Source organism: Streptomyces griseorubiginosus, from assembly GCF_001514195.1.
Classification (GTDB): domain Bacteria; phylum Actinomycetota; class Actinomycetes; order Streptomycetales; family Streptomycetaceae; genus Streptomyces; species Streptomyces griseorubiginosus.
Genome location: NZ_KQ948735.1, coordinates 24993 through 41673, shown reverse-complemented (window position 1 = coordinate 41673; position 16681 = coordinate 24993). Strand labels below are relative to the sequence as shown.

The window sequence follows — 16681 nt, the reverse complement described above, 5'->3', positions numbered from 1 at the left end:
CCGGTTACAGGTGCGTGGGTGCGAACATCCGCAGCACCGCCGGGAGGACGACCACCGACGGCCCGGGTGAGGCCAGCGCCTTCGCCAGGTCGTCCGACAGGGTCTCAGGGGTCGTACGGACCCCGGGGACGCCGAAGGACTCGGCCAGTGCCACGTAGTCGGGGCGGGACAGCTCCGTCGCCGTGGCCTGGCCGAAGGCATCGGTCATGTACTCGCGCAGGATGCCGTAGCCGCCGTCGTCGACGATCAGCCAGGTGACGTTCAGGTCGTACTGGCGGGCCGTCGCCAGCTCGGCGATCGAGTACAGGGCGCCGCCGTCCCCCGAGACCGCCAGGACCGGGTGCGAGGGGTCGGCCACCGCCGCGCCCAGCGCCGCCGGGAAGCCGTAGCCGAGACCGCCGGCGCCCTGGGCGGAGTGGAACAGGTTGGAGCCCTTGGCGTCGAACGCCGACCAGGCCCAGTACGCGAGGATCGTCATGTCCCAGAAGGACGGGGAGCCGGCGGGCAGGGCCTGGCGGACGGACGCCAACAGGTCCTGTTCCAGGGTGAGTTCCTGCGCGGCGATGCGTTCCGAGACGCGCGCCAGCACCTCCCGGACCCGGTCCGGCGCCTGCGTGTCCTCCCTCGGCGACACCGTCTCCAGCAGCGCCTGCAACGCCAGTCGTGCGTCCGCGTGGATGCCCAGCGCCGGGTGGTTGGACTCCAGCTTGCCGAGGTCCGCCTCGATCTGGATCATCCGGCCGCGCGGCTTGAACGTGTGGTAGTTGGACGACAGTTCACCCAGCCCGGAGCCGACGACCAGGAGCACGTCGGCGTCCTCCAGGAAGTCCGTCGTGTGCCGGTCCTCGATCCAGGACCGCAACGACAGGGGGTGCCGCCAGGGGAACGCCCCCTTGCCGCCGGGGGTCGTGACGACGGGCGCCTGCAACGCCTCGGCCAGCTGCCGCAGTTTCCCGGACGCGTCCGCCCGTACGACTCCCCCGCCCGCGATGATCGCCGGGCGCTCGGCGCGGGAGAGCAGGTCGGCTGCCACCGCCGTGAGTTCGGGGCGCGGCGGCAGTTCCTCGGGGAAGGCGTCGCCACCGGTCACCACGGGGACGGACGTCTCCGCGAGCAGCACGTCCTGCGGGATCTCCACCCACACCGGGCCGTGCGGAGCCGTCAGCGCCGACTTCCAGGCCGCCTCGATCGCGGAGGGGATCTGGGACTGGGTGCGGACGGTGTGGACCGACTTGACCACGCCCCGGAACGAGGCGGACTGGTCCGGGAGTTCGTGCAGATAGCCGTGCCGGCCGCCGCCCAGGCCCGCGGTCGGGATCTGGCTGCTGATCGCGAGGACGGGGGCGGAGGCCGCGGCCGCCTCCTGGAGTGCGGCGAGCGAGGTCAGCGCTCCGGGGCCGGTGGAGAGCAGCAGCGGGGCCGCCTCGCCGGTGATCCTGCCGTAGGCGTCCGCCGCGAAGCCCGCGTTGTTCTCCACCCGCAGGCCGATGTAGCGCAGGTCGGAGCGGCGCAGCGCGTCGAACATGCCGAGCGCGTGCTGGCCGGGCAGGCCGAAGACGGTCGTCGCGCCGAGCGCCGCCAGGGTCTCCACGACCAGGTCTCCGCCGTTGCGGCCGGGAGGAGGGTTGAGAGCAGCGGAAATCTGCGCCTCCGTCGGACGGAGCACCAGGTCGTGGTCGTGAGTCACTGCGCGCGGGCCTCTGCAATCTGGCGGGACATGATTGTGGTCAGTTCGTAGGCGGTGTGGGAGGCGGCCACCGAGGTGATCTCCGCGTGGTCGTACGCGGGGGCCACTTCGACGACGTCCGCCGACACCAGGTTGCACGATGCCAGACCGCGCAGGATCTCCAGCAGCTCGCGGGAGGTCATGCCGCCGGCCTCGGGGGTTCCGGTGCCGGGCGCGTGGGCGGGGTCCAGGCAGTCGATGTCGATGGAGATGTAGAGCGGGCGGTCCCCGATGCGCTGGCGCAGCTGGTCGGCGACCTCGTCGGCGCCCCGCCGGTAGATGTCGGCCGAGGTGACGATGCCGAAGCCCATCTTCTCGTCGTCGGTGAGGTCCTGCTTGCCGTACAGCGGGCCGCGGGTGCCGACGTGGGAGAGCGCGGAGGTGTCGAGGATGCCCTCCTCCACCGCCCGCCGGAACGGCGTGCCGTGCGTGTACTCGGCGCCGAAGTAGGTGTCCCAGGTGTCGAGGTGGGCGTCGAAGTGCAGCAGGGCGACCGGGCCGTGCTTCTTCGCAACGGACCTGAGCAGCGGGAGCGCGATGGTGTGGTCGCCGCCGAGGGTCATGAGGCGGGCGCCGGTGCCGAGGAGGTCGTCCGCCGCCGCCTCGACGGTGTCGACGGCCTCGTTGATGTTGAACGGGTTCACCGCGATGTCGCCGGCGTCCGCCACCTGCGCGAGGGCGAACGGGGAGGCGTCCTGCGCCGGGTTGTAGGGGCGCAGCAGCCGGGAGGCCTCGCGGATCGCGTTGCCGCCGAAGCGGGCGCCGGGCCGGTAGGAGACACCCGAGTCGAACGGGACGCCGACCACGGCGACGTCGGCCCGGCCGACCTCGTCGAGGCGTGGCAGCCGGGCGAAGGTCGCGGGCCCGGCGTAGCGCGGGACGCGGGAGGAGTCGACGGGGCCGCGGGGGGTCTCGGGGGAGCTCATGGTCGTATGCCTTCCTTGTGGTGCTGGGTTCGGTCTACCGGGGTGCCGGAACCGGTTCGGGGACCTCGCGCCCGGCGAGTCGTTCCCGCCAGGCGGCGAGGACCGCGGTGTCGGTCGCCGGGGTCGCCAGGGATACGGCGACGTAGACGACCAGGGAGGCCAGCAGGCCGTAGTACACGGGCTCGTTGGCGAGGATGCCGTAGCCCGCCATCAGGCCGATCACGGCGAGGCCGCCGACGGCCACGGAGGCGAGGGCGCCCTGGGCGGTGCCGCGCTTCCACAGCAGGCCGCCGAGGATGGGCACGAGGAGGCCGCCGACGAGGAGGTTGTACGCCACCGTCAGCGCCTCGACGACGTTGTTGAGGGCGATGGCCGTGGCGATGACGGCGATGCCCATGACGAGGATGAAGGCGCGGTTGCCCTGGACCTCGTCGTGTTCGCCCTCGGCGGTCCTGCCGCGCAGCCGCGACCAGATGTCGTTGTTGGCGACGGTCGCGCAGGCGATCAGCGCGCCGGAGGACGTCGACATCACCGCGGCGAGGGCCGCGGCCAGCACCAGGCCCCGTACGCCGACGGGGAGTTCGTCCTTGACGATGGTCGCGAAGGCGTCGTCCGCGTTGGCGAGGTTCGGGTAGAGGACCTTGGCGGCGGTGCCGATGACGGCGCCGGCCAGCGCGTAGGCGAGGCAGTAGGTGCCGGCGACCGTGCCGCCCCACTTGGCGGTGGTGTCGCTGCGGGCGGTGAAGACGCGCTGCCAGATGTCCTGACCGATGAGCATGCCGAAGGTGTAGATCAGCACATAGGTGAAGATCGTCTCGCCGCCGATGCCCAGCGGGTCGAAGTACCCGGTGGGCAGCTTGGCCTTCATCTCGCCGAAGCCGCCCGCCTTGACGACGGCGATGGGCAGGAGCAGGAGCAGGACGCCGATGGTCTTCACCACGAACTGCACCATGTCGGTGAGGGTGATGGACCACATGCCGCCGAGCGTGGAGTACGCGACGACGATCGAGCCGCCCAGGACGATCGCGACGGTCCGGTTCATGTCGAAGAGGACGTCGAAGATCGTGGCGTACGCGATGGTCGAGGTCACGGCGAGCATCAGGGTGTACGCCCACATGACCACACCGGAGATGACCCCGGCCCGGCCGCCGTAGCGCAGGTCCAGCATCTCGGAGACGGTGTAGACCTTGAGGCGGGCGATGCGGGCGGAGAAGAAGACGGACAGGGCCAGCAGGCCCAGGCCGATGGTGAAGACCATCCAGGCGCCGGAGAGGCCGTACTGGTAGCCGAGGCCGACCCCGCCGATGGTGGAGGCGCCGCCCAGGACGATCGCCGCCATGGTGCCGGAGTACATCGCGGGGCCGAGGCGGCGCCCGGCGACCAGGAAGTCGCTCTTGGACCTGGCGCGGCGCATGCCCCACCAGCCCATGGCCAGCATGCCGGCCAGATAGACGACGATGACGGTGTAGTCGACGGCCATGAGAGCCCTCCTCCTGCCGGTCTGTGCCTGCCGGCCTGCGTCGACAGTAGGTGGCCGGAAAGGGACTGCGAAGTGTACGTTTCATCCATTCGAGCAGCCCTGGATGGAGGGAACGTCCACCATGCCGGACCCGGCTGTCCCACCCACCCCACCGGTCCCGCTGGCCGCGCTGCTGGCCCGTGAGGACCTGGGGCTGCGGCAGATCGCGGGGCCCTCGGACCCCGCCACGGTGATCCACTGGGCGCACACCTCGGAGATGGCGGACCCGTACCCGTATCTGCTGGGCGGTGAGCTGCTGCTGACGGCGGGGGTGCACATCCCGGAGGCGGCGGGCTCGGGCACCTACTTCGACGACTACGTCTCGCGGATCGTCACGGCGGGCGGCGTGGCCCTCGGCTTCGGCCTGGCACCCGTGCACGAAACCGTCCCCCGGGCCCTGGTCGCGGCCTGCGACACCTACGAACTGCCCCTGATCGAGGTGCCGCCCCGGACCACCTTCTCCGGCGTGGCCCGCGCGGTCTGGCAGCTGATGGCCCAGGCCCGGCACGCCGAACTCCGCCGCGTGACGGAGGCCCAGCAGAGCCTGGCCGCCGCCGCGTCCCGCCCGGACCCGGTGCCGTCCGTGCTGCGGCAGCTGGCGCAACGGGTGGGCGGCCGGGCGGTGCTGTTCGGACCGGACGGGGTGGAGCTGGCGGCCGCGGGGCGCCCCGCCGGGCCGGCCGCCCGGGCCGCGCTGGCCGAGCTCGCGCAGGTCGTACGCCCCTCGGGTCCCGGTACGCCGAACTCCGCCACCCATGTCACCGAGGGCACCCACCTCGCCGCCTGGTCCCTCGGTGCCGGGCGCGGGTTCGTGCTCGGGGTCGTCAGTGACCGCCGTGAGCCCGGGGACCACACCGTCGCCTCCGTCGCCGCCGTGCTGCTGTCCCTGCTCACCGGTGAGCATCAGAGCGGGTCGGGGGCCGCACGGTCGTCCGCTCTGGTACGGCTGCTGCTGGGCGCGGCGGCCGAGGAGGTGGCCCCGCTGCTCGGTGGCGGCCGCTGGGTCGTCGTGCACGCCCGGCCCGACGCGGCCCCGCCCGACCCCGTGGCCGCCTCCGCCCTCGGTGCCGCGCTCGGCTCGCCGCTGGTCGACGTGGCCGGGGACGTCGTACGGGTGCTGCTGCCCGCCGAGCGGGAGCCGGGCCCGCAGCCGGGGTGGACGCTCGGGGTCAGTGCCGTCGCCGCTCCCGCCGAGTGGGCCGGTGCCGACGTCCAGGCGGGTCGGGCGCTGGCCCGCGCCCGGGCCGTCCGCGCCGGGCTGGTGCGGTACGGGGACCGCCCGGCGCTCGCGGACCTGGTGCCGCCGGAGGACGCCGAGGCGCACGCCCGGGCCCTCCTGGCGCCGCTGCCCCCGGCACTCGCCGAGACCCTGCGCACCTGGCTGTCCCTGCACGGCGGCTGGGACCGTACGGCGGTCGCCCTGGACGTGCACCGCAACACCGTGCGGCAGCGGATCGCGAAGTGCGCGGCGCTGCTGGAACTGGACCTGGACGACCCGGACGTACGGATGGAGCTGTGGTTCGCGCTGCGGCGGCCGTGATCGCGTGACCCGCGTCCCAGCGTGCGGGATGCGCGGCGGTGGTGTGAAGGCGTGCATCAGAATGGGAGGCATGCCGATACCCGGGACACCCAGCCGCGCCGAGCTCGTCGACCACCTTGTGAGAACCCGTATCGCGGGCGAGGTCGCCACCCCGCGGGAGAACAACCTCTCGCACTACCGCCAGCTGGCGAACGGCAACCGCCACTACTGGCTCGGTCTTGAGCTGGGTGACCGCTGGAGCGACGAGCAGGACGTGCTCGCGGTGATGGCGGAGCGGGTGGGGGTCAACGACGACCCGGAGTACCGGTACGGCCAGGACACCATCGACCCGGAGCTGACCGTCGGCGGGCTGGAGCGGATGGCGGCGCGGCTGCGCAAGGCGGCGGACGGGCAGCAGGCGGTGCTGTTCGCTACCGGCCACCCCGGCGGCCTCCTCGACGTCCACCGGGCCACTGCCGCGGCGCTGCGCTCGGCCGGCTGCGAGATCGTGGTCATCCCGGAGGGGCTCCAGACGGACGAGGGGTACGTCATGCAGTTCGCGGACGTGGCGGTCCTGGAGCACGGCGCCACGCTCTGGCACACCCACTCCGGCGACCCGATGAAGGCCATCCTCACGGCCCTGGAGCGGGAGGGCCGGCCGCTGCCGGACCTGGTCGTCGCCGACCACGGCTGGGCGGGGTACGCAGCCCAGCACGGCGTGGACTCCGTCGGTTACGCCGACTGCAACGACCCGGCGCTCTTCGTGGGCGAGTCGGAGGGCACGGTCCAGGTAACGGTCCCGCTCGACGACCACGTGGTGAGCCCGCGCCACTACGACCCGATGACGGCGTACCTGCTGAACGAGGCGGGCCTGCGGTAGGCCTCCGGCTCACCTGGGCGCCGAGACGGTCTGCGCTGGGCGCGGGTCACGTGGGGGCCGAGGCGGTCTGTGGATAGGCCCACGTCACCTGGCCGCCGAGGCGGTCCGCCGGAAACCCGCGTCACCCGGCCGCCGAGGCCGACCTACGACAGGCCCGCGTCACCTGGGCGCCAAAGGCGGTCCGCCGGAGACCCGCGTCCCCTGACCGCCGAGGGCGACCTGCGAAAGGCCCGCGTCACCTGGCCGCCGAGGCCGTCTGCGGTAGGCCCCCGGCTCACCTGGGCGCCAAGGCGGTCCGCGGCAGGCCCGGCTCACCTTGCCGCCGAGCCCCGCCTGCGCCAGGCCCCCGGCTCACCTGGGGGCCCGGACCACGCCCTCCTGGATCACCGAGATGGCCAGGCGGCCGTCCTGGGTCCAGATGCGGGCCTGGCCGAGGCCGCGGCCGGCGGAGGCCGACGGGGACTCCTGGTCGTACAGGAGCCATTCGTCGGCCCGGAAGGGGCGGTGGAACCACATCGCGTGGTCCAGCGAGGCCCCGACGACGTCTCCGGTGGCCCAGCCACCGCGGCCGTGCGCGAGGAGCACCGAGTCGAGGAGCGTCATGTCGGAGACGTACGTGGCGAGCACGACGTGCAGGAGCGGGTCGTCGGCGAGCTTGCCGTTGGTGCGGAACCAGACCTGCGAGTGCGGTTCGCGCGGCTCGCCGAACTTTCCGTACGGCGGCTCCTCGGCGTACCGCAGGTCGATGGCCTCACGGGCCTCCAGGAACCGCTCCACGACCGCCGGGTCCAGGTGGTCGTAGCCGCGCAGCCGCTCCTGCGAGGTGGGGAGCGTGGCCGGGTCGGGGGCGGCCGGCATGGCGGCCTGGTGCTCGAAGCCCTCCTCGTACCGCTGAAAGGAGGCGGAGAGGGCGAAGATCGGCTGGCCGTGCTGGACCGCGAGGACCCGGCGGGCGGTGAAGGACCGGCCGTCGTTCATGCGGTCGACGGTGTAGACGATCGGCGCGCCGGGGTCGCCCGCACGCAGGAAGTACGCGTGCAGGGAGTGGGCGAGCCGGTCCTCGGGGACCGTCCGCCCGGCGGCGACCAGCGCCTGGGCGGCGACCTGCCCGCCGAAGACCCGGGGGACGACGGCGGGGCGGGAGGCGCCGCGGAAGATGTTCTCCTCGATCTGCTCGAGGTCGAGCAGATCGAGGAGGTCCTGAAGTGCCTGGCTCATGGAGCTGTTGTACCGGTCGCTGATTCCGCGCCGACTACAGACCCATGTCCTTCGCGATGATCGACTTCATGATCTCGCTGGTGCCGCCGTAGATGCGGTTGACGCGGTTGTCCGCGTACAGGCGGGCGATCGGGTACTCGTTCATGAAGCCGTAGCCGCCGTGCAGCTGGAGGCAGCGGTCGATGACACGGTGGGCGACCTCGGTGGCGAACAGCTTGGCGCTGGCGGCCTCGGCGGGGGTCAGCTCACCGGCGTCGAGGGCCTCCAGGGCGCGGTCCACGACGGCCTCGGCCGCGTCCACCTCGGCCTTGCAGGCGGCCAGCTCGAACTTGGTGTTCTGGAAGGACGCGACCGGCTTGCCGAAGACGGTGCGCTCCGTCACGTACTGCTGGGCGAACCGGACCGCGGCCTTGGCCTGCGCGTAGGCGCCGAAGGCGATGCCCCAGCGCTCGGAGGCGAGGTTGTGGCCCAGGTAGTAGAAGCCCTTGTTCTCCTCGCCGAGGAGGTCCTCGACGGGCACCTTGACGTCGACGAACGCGAGCTCGGCGGTGTCGGACGTCTTCAGGCCGAGCTTGTCGAGCTTGCGGCCGACCGAGTAGCCCTCGGACTTGGTGTCCACGGCGAACAGGGAGATGCCGAAGCGGCGGTCCTCGGCGGTCGGCGCGGAGGTGCGGGCGCAGACGATCACACGGTCGGCGTGCACACCACCGGTGATGAAGGTCTTGGCGCCGTTGAGGACGTAGTGCGTGCCGTCCTCGGAGAGCTTGGCGGTGGTCTTCATGCCCGCGAGGTCGGAGCCGGTGCCCGGCTCGGTCATCGCGAGGGCCCACATCTCCTCGGCGGAGACGAACTTCGGCAGGAAGCGCTTCTTCTGCTCGTCGGTGGCGAGCATCTTGATGTAGGGCAGGCCCAGCAGGACGTGCACACCGGAGCCGCCGAACTGCACGCCCGCGCGCGCGGTCTCCTCGTACATCACGGCCTCGAACTTGTACGAGTCGATGCCGGCGCCGCCGTACTCCTCGTCCACGCGGATGCCGAAGATGCCGAGCTCGGCGAGCTTGTAGTAGAAGTCGCGGGGCGCCTGGCCGGCCGCGAACCACTCGTCGTAGACGGGCACGACCTCGGCCTCGATGAAGGCGCGCAGGGTCTCCCGGAACGCCTCGTGGTCCTCGTTGAACACAGTACGGCGCACCGCCGCCACCTCCACCTGACTGAAAGAGTGCATGTCTAAGCGCTTGCTCAGATTAACCGTACCGGCGAGTACGAAGGGGCGTCCAGAGGTGATCCCGTAACGCTCGTCACGCCCCGGCGGCCGCGAAGGCGCCCCGCGCCATCCGGTGCAGCAGGGCTGCCGTCGCCGCACGGCCCGGCAGGGAACCCGGGCGGCCCAGGTGCGGGGTGGAGTTCAGGAGGCCGAAGACGGAGTGCACGGCCGAGCGGGCCGCGGGTTCCAGGAGGCCGGGGTAGACCTCGCGCAGGACCTCCACCCACAGCTCGACGTACTGGCGCTGGAGCTGGCGGACCAGCTTGCGGTCGCTGTCGCGCAGGCGGTCCAGCTCACGGTCGTGCAGGGTGATCAGGGGGCGGTCGTCGAGCGCGAAGTCGATGTGGCCCTCGATCAGGGAGTCGAGCAGCGCCTCGGGGTCGCCGCCGTCCGACTCGGCCACCCGCCGCTTCCCGCCGGTCAGGAGCTGGCCGCTGATGCCCACCAGCAGCTCCGCCAGCATCGCGTCCTTGCCCGCGAAGTGCCGGTAGAGGCCGGGCCCGCTGATGCCGACCGCCGCGCCTATCTCGTCCACGCCCACGCCGTGGAACCCGCGCTCGGCGAAGAGCCGCGCGGCCTCCTTGAGGATCTGCTCGCGGCGGGTGGGGGCGTCGGTTCTCGTGGCCATGCGAGCAATTCTAGACAGGGAGGTTAGCGGTCGTTAACCTGAAGGAAATGGTTAACGCTCATTAACAGGCGATCACTGGGTGAGGGGACCACCGGACATGGATCAGGCACCGGAGCTGACGAGCGCGGCAGACCCCGCGTCGGCGGCCTGGAAGGCCAACGAGGAGGCCCACCGGGCCCTCGTGGACGAGCTGCGCGGCAAGCTCGCCGCTGCCGCGCTGGGCGGCGGGGAGCGGGCGCGCGAGCGGCACACCGCGCGGGGCAAGCTGCTGCCCCGGGACCGCGTCGACACCCTTCTGGACCCGGGCTCGCCCTTCCTGGAGCTGGCTCCGCTCGCGGCCGACGGGATGTACGACGGACAGGCCCCGGCCGCCGGGGTCATCGCCGGGATCGGGCGGGTGAGCGGGCGCGAGTGCGTGGTCGTCGCCAACGACGCCACCGTCAAGGGCGGCACGTACTACCCGATGACGGTGAAGAAGCACCTGCGGGCCCAGGAGGTGGCGCTCGACAACCGGCTCCCCTGCATCTACCTGGTGGACTCCGGCGGTGCCTTCCTGCCCATGCAGGACGAGGTCTTCCCGGACCGCGAGCACTTCGGGCGGATCTTCTACAACCAGGCCCGGATGTCCGGCGCGGGCATCCCGCAGATCGCCGCGGTCCTCGGGTCGTGCACGGCAGGCGGGGCGTACGTCCCGGCCATGAGCGACGAGGCGGTGATCGTCCGCAACCAGGGCACGATCTTCCTCGGCGGCCCTCCCCTGGTGAAGGCGGCCACCGGCGAGGTCGTCACCGCGGAGGAGCTCGGCGGCGGCGAGGTGCACGCGCGCGTGTCCGGCGTCACCGACCACCTCGCCGAGGACGACGCCCACGCCCTCAGGATCGTGCGGAACATCGCCGCGACCCTTCCCGCGCGCGGGCCGCTGCCCTGGTCGGTGGAGCCCGCGGTGGAGCCCAAGGTCGACCCCTACGGCCTGTACGGCGCGGTGCCGGTGGACTCCCGCACCCCCTACGACGTCCGCGAGATCATCGCCCGCATCACCGACGGCTCCCGGTTCGCCGAGTTCAAGGCCGAGTTCGGGCAGACCCTGGTCACCGGGTTCGCCCGGATCCACGGCCACCCGGTCGGGATCATCGGCAACAACGGCATCCTGTTCTCCGAGTCCGCCCAGAAGGGCGCCCACTTCATCGAGCTGTGCGACCAGCGCGGCATCCCGCTGCTGTTCCTCCAGAACATCTCCGGCTTCATGGTCGGCAAGGACTACGAGGCCGGCGGCATCGCCAAGCACGGCGCCAAGATGGTGACCGCGGTCGCCTGCACGCGCGTGCCCAAGCTGACGGTGGTCGTCGGCGGTTCCTACGGCGCCGGGAACTACTCGATGTGCGGCCGGGCCTACTCCCCCCGCTTCCTGTGGATGTGGCCCAACGCCAAGATCTCCGTGATGGGCGGCGAGCAGGCCGCCTCCGTCCTCGCGACCGTCAAGCGGGACCAGCTGGAAGCCCGGGGAGAGGCCTGGGCCGCCGAGGACGAGGAGTCCTTCAAGGACCCGATCCGCGCCCAGTACGAGCGCCAGGGCAACGCCTACTACGCCACCGCCCGCCTGTGGGACGACGGGGTCATCGACCCGCTCGACACCCGTCAGGTGCTCGGACTTGCCCTGACCGCATGCGCCAACGCGCCACTGGGCGAACCCCAGTTCGGCGTCTTCCGGATGTGAGGACCCATGTTTGACACAGTGCTTGTCGCCAACCGGGGCGAGATCGCGGTCCGCGTCATCCGCACGCTCAGGTCCCTGGGCGTCCGCTCCGTCGCCGTCTTCTCCGACGCGGACGCCGACGCCCGGCACGTGAGGGAGGCCGACACCGGCGTACGGCTGGGACCGGCGCCGGCGTCGGAGAGCTATCTGTCCGTGGAGCGGCTCCTGGAGGCGGGCGGCCGCAGCGGCGCCCAGGCCGTCCACCCCGGCTACGGCTTCCTCGCGGAGAACGCGGCCTTCGCGCGCGCGTGCGTCGACGCGGGCCTGGTCTTCATCGGGCCGCCCTCGGACGCCATCGCGCTCATGGGCGACAAGATCCGCGCCAAGGAGACCGTCCAGGCGGCCGGAGTACCGGTCGTCCCCGGCGGCCGTGACCCCGAACTCGCCGAGGCCGCGCGCGCGTTGGGCGCCCCCGTGCTCCTCAAGCCCAGCGCGGGCGGCGGCGGCAAGGGCATGCGGCTGGTCCGGGACCTCACCGTCCTGGAGGAGGAGATCGCCGCCGCCCGCCGCGAGGCCCGCTCCTCCTTCGGCGACGACACCCTGCTCGTGGAGCGCTGGGTGGACCGGCCCCGGCACATCGAGATCCAGGTTCTCGCCGACGGCCACGGCAACGTGATCCACCTCGGCGAACGCGAGTGCTCCCTCCAGCGCCGCCACCAGAAGATCGTCGAGGAGGCGCCCAGCGTCCTCCTGGACGAGGCCACGCGCGCGTCCATGGGCGAGGCGGCGGTCCAGGCGGCCCGCTCCTGCGGCTACCGGGGCGCCGGCACCGTGGAGTTCATCGTGCCGGGCGACGACCCGTCCTCGTACTACTTCATGGAGATGAACACCCGCCTCCAGGTGGAGCACCCGGTCACCGAGCTCGTCACCGGCCTCGACCTGGTGGAGTGGCAGCTGCGGGTCGCGGCGGGCGAGTCGCTGCCGTACGGGCAGGAGGGCGTCCGGCTGACCGGCCACGCCGTCGAGGCCCGGATCTGCGCGGAGGACCCCGCGCGCGGGTTCCTCCCCTCCGGCGGCACCGTGGTGAGGCTGCGCGAACCCCAGGGCGACGGCGTGCGCACCGACTCCGGGCTCAGCGAGGGCACCGAGGTCGGCAGCCTGTACGACCCGATGCTGTCCAAGGTCATCGCGTACGGCCCCGACCGGGAGACCGCGCTCAGGAAGCTCCGGGCGGCCCTCGCGGACACGGTGACGCTGGGCGTGCAGACCAACGCGGGGTTCCTGCGGCGGCTGCTCGCCCATCCGGACGTGGTGAAGGGCGAGTTGGACACCGGGCTCGTGGAGCGGGTGGTGGACGACCTGGTCTCCACGGACGTACCGGAGGAGGTGTACGAGGCGGCGGCGGCCGTACGGCTCGACGGGCTGCGGCCTCGTGAAGGGGGCTGGACCGATCCGTTCTCGGTGCCGAGCGGGTGGCGGATGGGCGGCACTGGCTTCACGAAAGCCGTCGGCTTCCCGCTGAGAGTGACGGGACTCGAACCCGTCACTCACCGGAACCGCGGCACCCACACCCTCACCGACGACCAGGTCACCGTCACCCTCGACGGCGTCCGGCACACCTTCCACCGCGCCGCCGACTGGATCGGCCGGGACGGCGACGCCTGGCAGGTCCGGGACCACGACCCGGTGGCCGCGTCCCTCACCCGGGCCGCCCACGCCGGCGCCGACTCCCTCACCGCGCCCATGCCCGGCACGGTGACCGTGGTGAAGGTGGCGGTCGGGGACGAGGTGACCGCGGGGCAGAGCCTGCTGGTCGTCGAGGCCATGAAGATGGAGCACGTCATCTCCGCACCGCACGCCGGCACCGTCGCCGAGCTGGACGTCAGGCCCGGCACCACGGTCGCCATGGACCAGGTGCTGGCCGTGATCACACCCCACGAGGCCCGCGAGGAGGTGGCGCGGTGACCTCGCCCATGACCGTTCCCGAGCCCGGCCTGCCCATGACCGTCCCCGAACCCGGTCTGCCCACCCGCGTCCGCATCCACGAGGTCGGCGCCCGCGACGGCCTCCAGAACGAGAAGTCGACCGTGCCCACCGAGGTGAAGGCGGAGTTCGTGCGCCGCCTCGCCGAGGCCGGGCTGACGACCATCGAGGCGACCAGCTTCGTCCACCCGAAGTGGGTGCCCCAACTCGCCGACGCCGAGCAGCTGTTCCCGCAGGTCAGCGACCTCGCCGTGGACCTGCCGGTCCTCGTCCCGAACGAACGCGGCCTGGACCGCGCCCTCGCGCTGGGCGCGACCCGCGTCGCCGTGTTCGCCAGCGCCACCGAGTCCTTCGCCAAGGCCAACCTCAACCGCACGCTCGACGAGGCGCTGGCGATGTTCGAGCCGGTCGTCGGCCGGGCCAAGGCCGAGGGCGTGCATGTGCGCGGCTACCTGTCGATGTGCTTCGGCGACCCCTGGGAGGGCGCGGTCCCGGTCCCCCAGGTCGTGCGCGTGTGCCGGGCCCTGCTCGACATGGGCTGCGACGAACTGAGCCTCGGCGACACCATCGGGGTGGCGACCCCGGGCCACGTCCGCGCGCTGCTGACCGAACTCGACGTCCCCGTCGAGAAGGTGGGCGTGCACTTCCACGACACCTACGGCCAGGCCCTCGCCAACACCTACGCGGCCCTCCAGCACGGCGTCACCACGGTGGACGCCTCCGCGGGCGGCCTCGGCGGCTGCCCCTACGCCAAGTCCGCCACCGGCAACCTCGCCACCGAAGACCTCGTGTGGATGCTTCAGGGCCTCGGCATCGACACCGGTGTCGACCTCGGCCGTCTCGTCGCCACCAGCGCCTGGATGGCCGAACACCTGGGCCGACCCAGCCCGTCCCGCACCGTCCGCGCCCTCTCCCACCAGGAGTGAACCGCCCATGGACCACCGCCTCTCCCCCGAGCTGGAAGAACTCCGCCGTACCGTCGAGGAGTTCGCCCACGACGTAGTGGCGCCCAAGATCGGCGAGTACTACGAGCACCACGAGTTCCCGTACGAGATCGTCCGCGAGATGGGCCGCATGGGCCTGTTCGGGCTGCCGTTCCCCGAGGAGTACGGCGGGATGGGCGGCGACTACCTGGCGCTCGGCCTCGCGCTTGAGGAACTGGCGCGCGTGGACTCGTCGGTGGCGATCACCCTGGAGGCCGGCGTCTCCCTGGGGGCCATGCCGCTGCACCTGTTCGGCACCGAGGAGCAGAAGCGCGAGTGGCTGCCCCGGCTGTGCTCGGGCGAGATCCTGGGCGCCTTCGGCCTCACCGAGCCGGACGGCGGCAGCGACGCCGGGGCGACCCGGACGACGGCCCGCCTGGACCCCGACACCGACGAGTGGGTCATCAACGGCACCAAGTGCTTCATCACCAACTCCGGCACCGACATCACGGGGTTGGTCACCGTCACCGCGGTCACCGGCCGCAAGCCCGACGGCAAGCCCCTGATCTCCTCGATCATCGTCCCCTCGGGCACCCCCGGCTTCACGGTCGCGGCGCCGTACTCGAAGGTCGGCTGGAACGCCTCCGACACCCGTGAGCTGTCCTTCGCGGACGTCCGGGTGCCGGCGGCGAACCTGCTGGGCGAACAGGGCCGCGGCTACGCCCAGTTCCTGCGCATCCTCGACGAGGGCCGGATCGCCATCGCGGCGCTCGGGACCGGACTCGCCCAGGGCTGTGTGGACGAGTCGGTGAAGTACGCGAAGGAGCGGGAGGCGTTCGGGAGGCCCATCGGCGCCAACCAGGCCATCCAGTTCAAGATCGCCGACATGGAGATGAAGGCCCACACGGCCCGGCTCGCCTGGCGCGACGCGGCCTCGCGCCTGGTCGCCGGCGAGCCCTTCAAGAAGGAGGCGGCCCTCGCCAAGCTGTACTCCTCCACGGTCGCCGTGGACAACGCCCGTGACGCCACCCAGATCCACGGCGGCTACGGCTTCATGAACGAGTACCCGGTGGCCCGCATGTGGCGCGACTCCAAGATCCTGGAGATCGGCGAGGGCACGAGCGAGGTGCAGCGGATGCTGATCGCACGGGAGTTGGGGCTGGCCGGTTAGACCGGGACCGGCAGGGCACCCTCAGCCCGGACGGGGCGACGCACCCACCCTCTGGACAACTGATGAGGTTAGGCTAACCTACCTTGGAACTTGTCCGGCGGGCGCTTCGCCCCGTTCGAAAGCAGCCACACATGTCCCACGCAAGAGTCGCCCACCTCACCCGCCGCGGCATCCTCGCCGCGGGTGGCGCCCTCGGCCTCGGCGCCGCGCTCGCCGCCTGCGGAGACGACGACTCCAGCGCGACGGGCAGCGACAAGGGGACCACGGCCGCCAAGTCCGGCCCCTGGTCCTTCAAGGACGACCGCGGCACCACCGTGAAGCTGGACAAGGTCCCCACGAAGATCGTCGCCTTCACCGGGGTCGCGGCCGCGCTCTACGACTACGGCATCGAGGTCAAGGGCGTCTTCGGCCCCACCAAGACCAAGGACGGCAAGGCCGATGTCCAGGCCGGCGACATGGACGTCAGCAAGCTGACGGTCTTCGGCAACGTCTGGGACCAGTTCAACGTCGAGCAGTACGCGGCCTTCGCGCCCGAGGTCCTCATCACCACGATGTTCGACAGCGCCGGAACCCTCTGGTACGTCCCGGCCGCCTCCGCCTCCAAGATCGCGAAGCTCGCGCCGAGCGTCGGCATCTCCGTGTACGACCGCCAGCTCACCGCACCGCTCCAGAAGGTCTGGGAGCTGGCCGAGTCCCTCGGCGCGGACATGAAGGCGGCCAAGGTCACCGACGCGAAGAAGCGGTTCGAAGCGGCGTCGGAGCGACTGCGGGCGGCCGCCAAGGCCCACCCCGACATCAAGGTGCTCGCCGGGTCCGCCGCGCAGGACGTCTTCTACGTCTCCGGCTCCAACCTCTCCGTCGACCTCGAGTACTTCAAGGCGCTCGGGGTGAACTTCGTGGAGCCGTCGGCGTCCGTGCTGAAGGCCTCCGGCGGCTGGTACGAGTCGCTGAGCTGGGAGAACGTCGACAAGTACAAGGCCGACATCATCATGATGGACGACCGCACGGCGACGATCCAGCCCGCCGACATCACCGAGGCGACCTGGAAGAAGCTGCCTGCGGTGAAGGCGGGGCAGGTCATCTCCCGGTCTCCTGAGCCGATTCCGTCGTACGACAAGTGCGTGGCGATGGTGGAGAACCTGGCGAAGGCGATCGAGAGCGCGAAGAAGGTCAGTTAGGCGCGTTGTTCGCTGCGGGCGCGTGGGGGCTGGTCGCGCAGTTCCCCGCGCCC

General features: G+C 71.9%; 13 protein-coding genes. 7 read left to right on the top strand and 6 right to left on the bottom strand.

Annotated elements, in window-relative coordinates; genetic code table 11:
* Window positions 1-4 precede the first annotated feature (4 nt).
* The 3 genes from AQJ54_RS06845 to AQJ54_RS06835 are packed head-to-tail and all read right to left on the bottom strand — an operon-like array spanning window position 5 to window position 4132.
* Complete coding sequence (locus tag AQJ54_RS06845; RefSeq protein WP_062235016.1) at window positions 5-1687, bottom strand: thiamine pyrophosphate-binding protein; 1683 nt, start codon at window positions 1685-1687, stop codon at window positions 5-7.
* A complete protein-coding gene (gene speB, locus AQJ54_RS06840) occupies window positions 1684-2652 on the bottom strand; it encodes an agmatinase (RefSeq protein WP_030314227.1) in 969 nt (322 codons plus the stop codon). Before speB ends, AQJ54_RS06845 begins: the two co-directional genes overlap by 4 nt.
* Before the next feature lie 34 nt (window positions 2653-2686).
* On the bottom strand, window positions 2687-4132 hold the full coding sequence (locus AQJ54_RS06835; protein WP_062235014.1) for a sodium:solute symporter family protein: 1446 nt from the start codon (window positions 4130-4132) through the stop codon (window positions 2687-2689).
* A gap of 121 nt (window positions 4133-4253) precedes the next feature.
* On the opposite strand from AQJ54_RS06835, the gene AQJ54_RS06830 reads away from it, so the two are divergent.
* Both AQJ54_RS06830 and AQJ54_RS06825 read left to right on the top strand, forming a co-directional pair.
* Window positions 4254-5711, top strand: a complete 1458-nt coding sequence (locus AQJ54_RS06830) for a PucR family transcriptional regulator (RefSeq protein ID WP_211278502.1) — start codon at window positions 4254-4256, stop codon at window positions 5709-5711.
* Window positions 5712-5781: 70 nt separating this feature from the next.
* A complete protein-coding gene (locus AQJ54_RS06825; RefSeq protein WP_062236957.1) occupies window positions 5782-6570 on the top strand; it encodes a phosphatase in 789 nt (262 codons plus the stop codon).
* A gap of 351 nt (window positions 6571-6921) precedes the next feature.
* Here the strand turns inward: AQJ54_RS06825 and AQJ54_RS06820 are convergent, their stop codons facing one another.
* The 3 genes from AQJ54_RS06820 to AQJ54_RS06810 form a co-directional block, all read right to left on the bottom strand.
* A complete protein-coding gene (locus AQJ54_RS06820; protein WP_062235008.1) occupies window positions 6922-7788 on the bottom strand; it encodes an acyl-CoA thioesterase in 867 nt (288 codons plus the stop codon).
* Window positions 7789-7822: 34 nt separating this feature from the next.
* Window positions 7823-8980, bottom strand: a complete 1158-nt coding sequence (locus AQJ54_RS06815) for an acyl-CoA dehydrogenase family protein (protein ID WP_028810172.1) — start codon at window positions 8978-8980, stop codon at window positions 7823-7825.
* Between the two features lie 106 nt (window positions 8981-9086).
* Complete coding sequence (locus tag AQJ54_RS06810; RefSeq protein WP_062027275.1) at window positions 9087-9680, bottom strand: SACE_7040 family transcriptional regulator; 594 nt, start codon at window positions 9678-9680, stop codon at window positions 9087-9089.
* Between the two features lie 97 nt (window positions 9681-9777).
* On the opposite strand from AQJ54_RS06810, the gene AQJ54_RS06805 reads away from it, so the two are divergent.
* The 5 genes from AQJ54_RS06805 (at window position 9778) to AQJ54_RS06785 (ending at window position 16628) form a co-directional block, all read left to right on the top strand.
* Window positions 9778-11394 (top strand): carboxyl transferase domain-containing protein, encoded by a 1617-nt coding sequence (locus AQJ54_RS06805; RefSeq protein WP_062027273.1) that lies wholly within the window; start codon window positions 9778-9780, stop codon window positions 11392-11394.
* A gap of 6 nt (window positions 11395-11400) precedes the next feature.
* Window positions 11401-13338, top strand: coding sequence for an acetyl/propionyl/methylcrotonyl-CoA carboxylase subunit alpha (locus tag AQJ54_RS06800; RefSeq protein WP_062235006.1), 1938 nt, complete (start codon window positions 11401-11403; stop codon window positions 13336-13338).
* 8 nt (window positions 13339-13346) lie between these two features.
* Window positions 13347-14282 (top strand): hydroxymethylglutaryl-CoA lyase, encoded by a 936-nt coding sequence (locus AQJ54_RS06795; RefSeq protein WP_062236955.1) that lies wholly within the window; start codon window positions 13347-13349, stop codon window positions 14280-14282.
* A gap of 7 nt (window positions 14283-14289) precedes the next feature.
* A complete protein-coding gene (locus AQJ54_RS06790; protein WP_062027268.1) occupies window positions 14290-15450 on the top strand; it encodes an acyl-CoA dehydrogenase family protein in 1161 nt (386 codons plus the stop codon).
* 131 nt (window positions 15451-15581) lie between these two features.
* On the top strand, window positions 15582-16628 hold the full coding sequence (locus AQJ54_RS06785; protein WP_062027267.1) for an ABC transporter substrate-binding protein: 1047 nt from the start codon (window positions 15582-15584) through the stop codon (window positions 16626-16628).
* The last annotated feature ends 53 nt before the right edge of the window (window positions 16629-16681 follow it).

Coding starts and splice junctions, on each gene's coding strand:
- speB (WP_030314227.1), bottom strand. CDS start 2,652: ATGAGCTCCCCCGAGACCCCCCGCGGCCCCGTCGACTCCTCCCGCGTC.
- AQJ54_RS06835 (WP_062235014.1), bottom strand. CDS start 4,132: ATGGCCGTCGACTACACCGTCATCGTCGTCTATCTGGCCGGCATGCTG.
- AQJ54_RS06830 (WP_211278502.1), top strand. CDS start 4,254: ATGCCGGACCCGGCTGTCCCACCCACCCCACCGGTCCCGCTGGCCGCG.
- AQJ54_RS06825 (WP_062236957.1), top strand. CDS start 5,782: ATGCCGATACCCGGGACACCCAGCCGCGCCGAGCTCGTCGACCACCTT.
- AQJ54_RS06820 (WP_062235008.1), bottom strand. CDS start 7,788: ATGAGCCAGGCACTTCAGGACCTCCTCGATCTGCTCGACCTCGAGCAG.
- AQJ54_RS06810 (WP_062027275.1), bottom strand. CDS start 9,680: ATGGCCACGAGAACCGACGCCCCCACCCGCCGCGAGCAGATCCTCAAG.
- AQJ54_RS06805 (WP_062027273.1), top strand. CDS start 9,778: ATGGATCAGGCACCGGAGCTGACGAGCGCGGCAGACCCCGCGTCGGCG.
- AQJ54_RS06800 (WP_062235006.1), top strand. CDS start 11,401: ATGTTTGACACAGTGCTTGTCGCCAACCGGGGCGAGATCGCGGTCCGC.
- AQJ54_RS06795 (WP_062236955.1), top strand. CDS start 13,347: ATGACCGTTCCCGAGCCCGGCCTGCCCATGACCGTCCCCGAACCCGGT.
- AQJ54_RS06790 (WP_062027268.1), top strand. CDS start 14,290: ATGGACCACCGCCTCTCCCCCGAGCTGGAAGAACTCCGCCGTACCGTC.
- AQJ54_RS06785 (WP_062027267.1), top strand. CDS start 15,582: ATGTCCCACGCAAGAGTCGCCCACCTCACCCGCCGCGGCATCCTCGCC.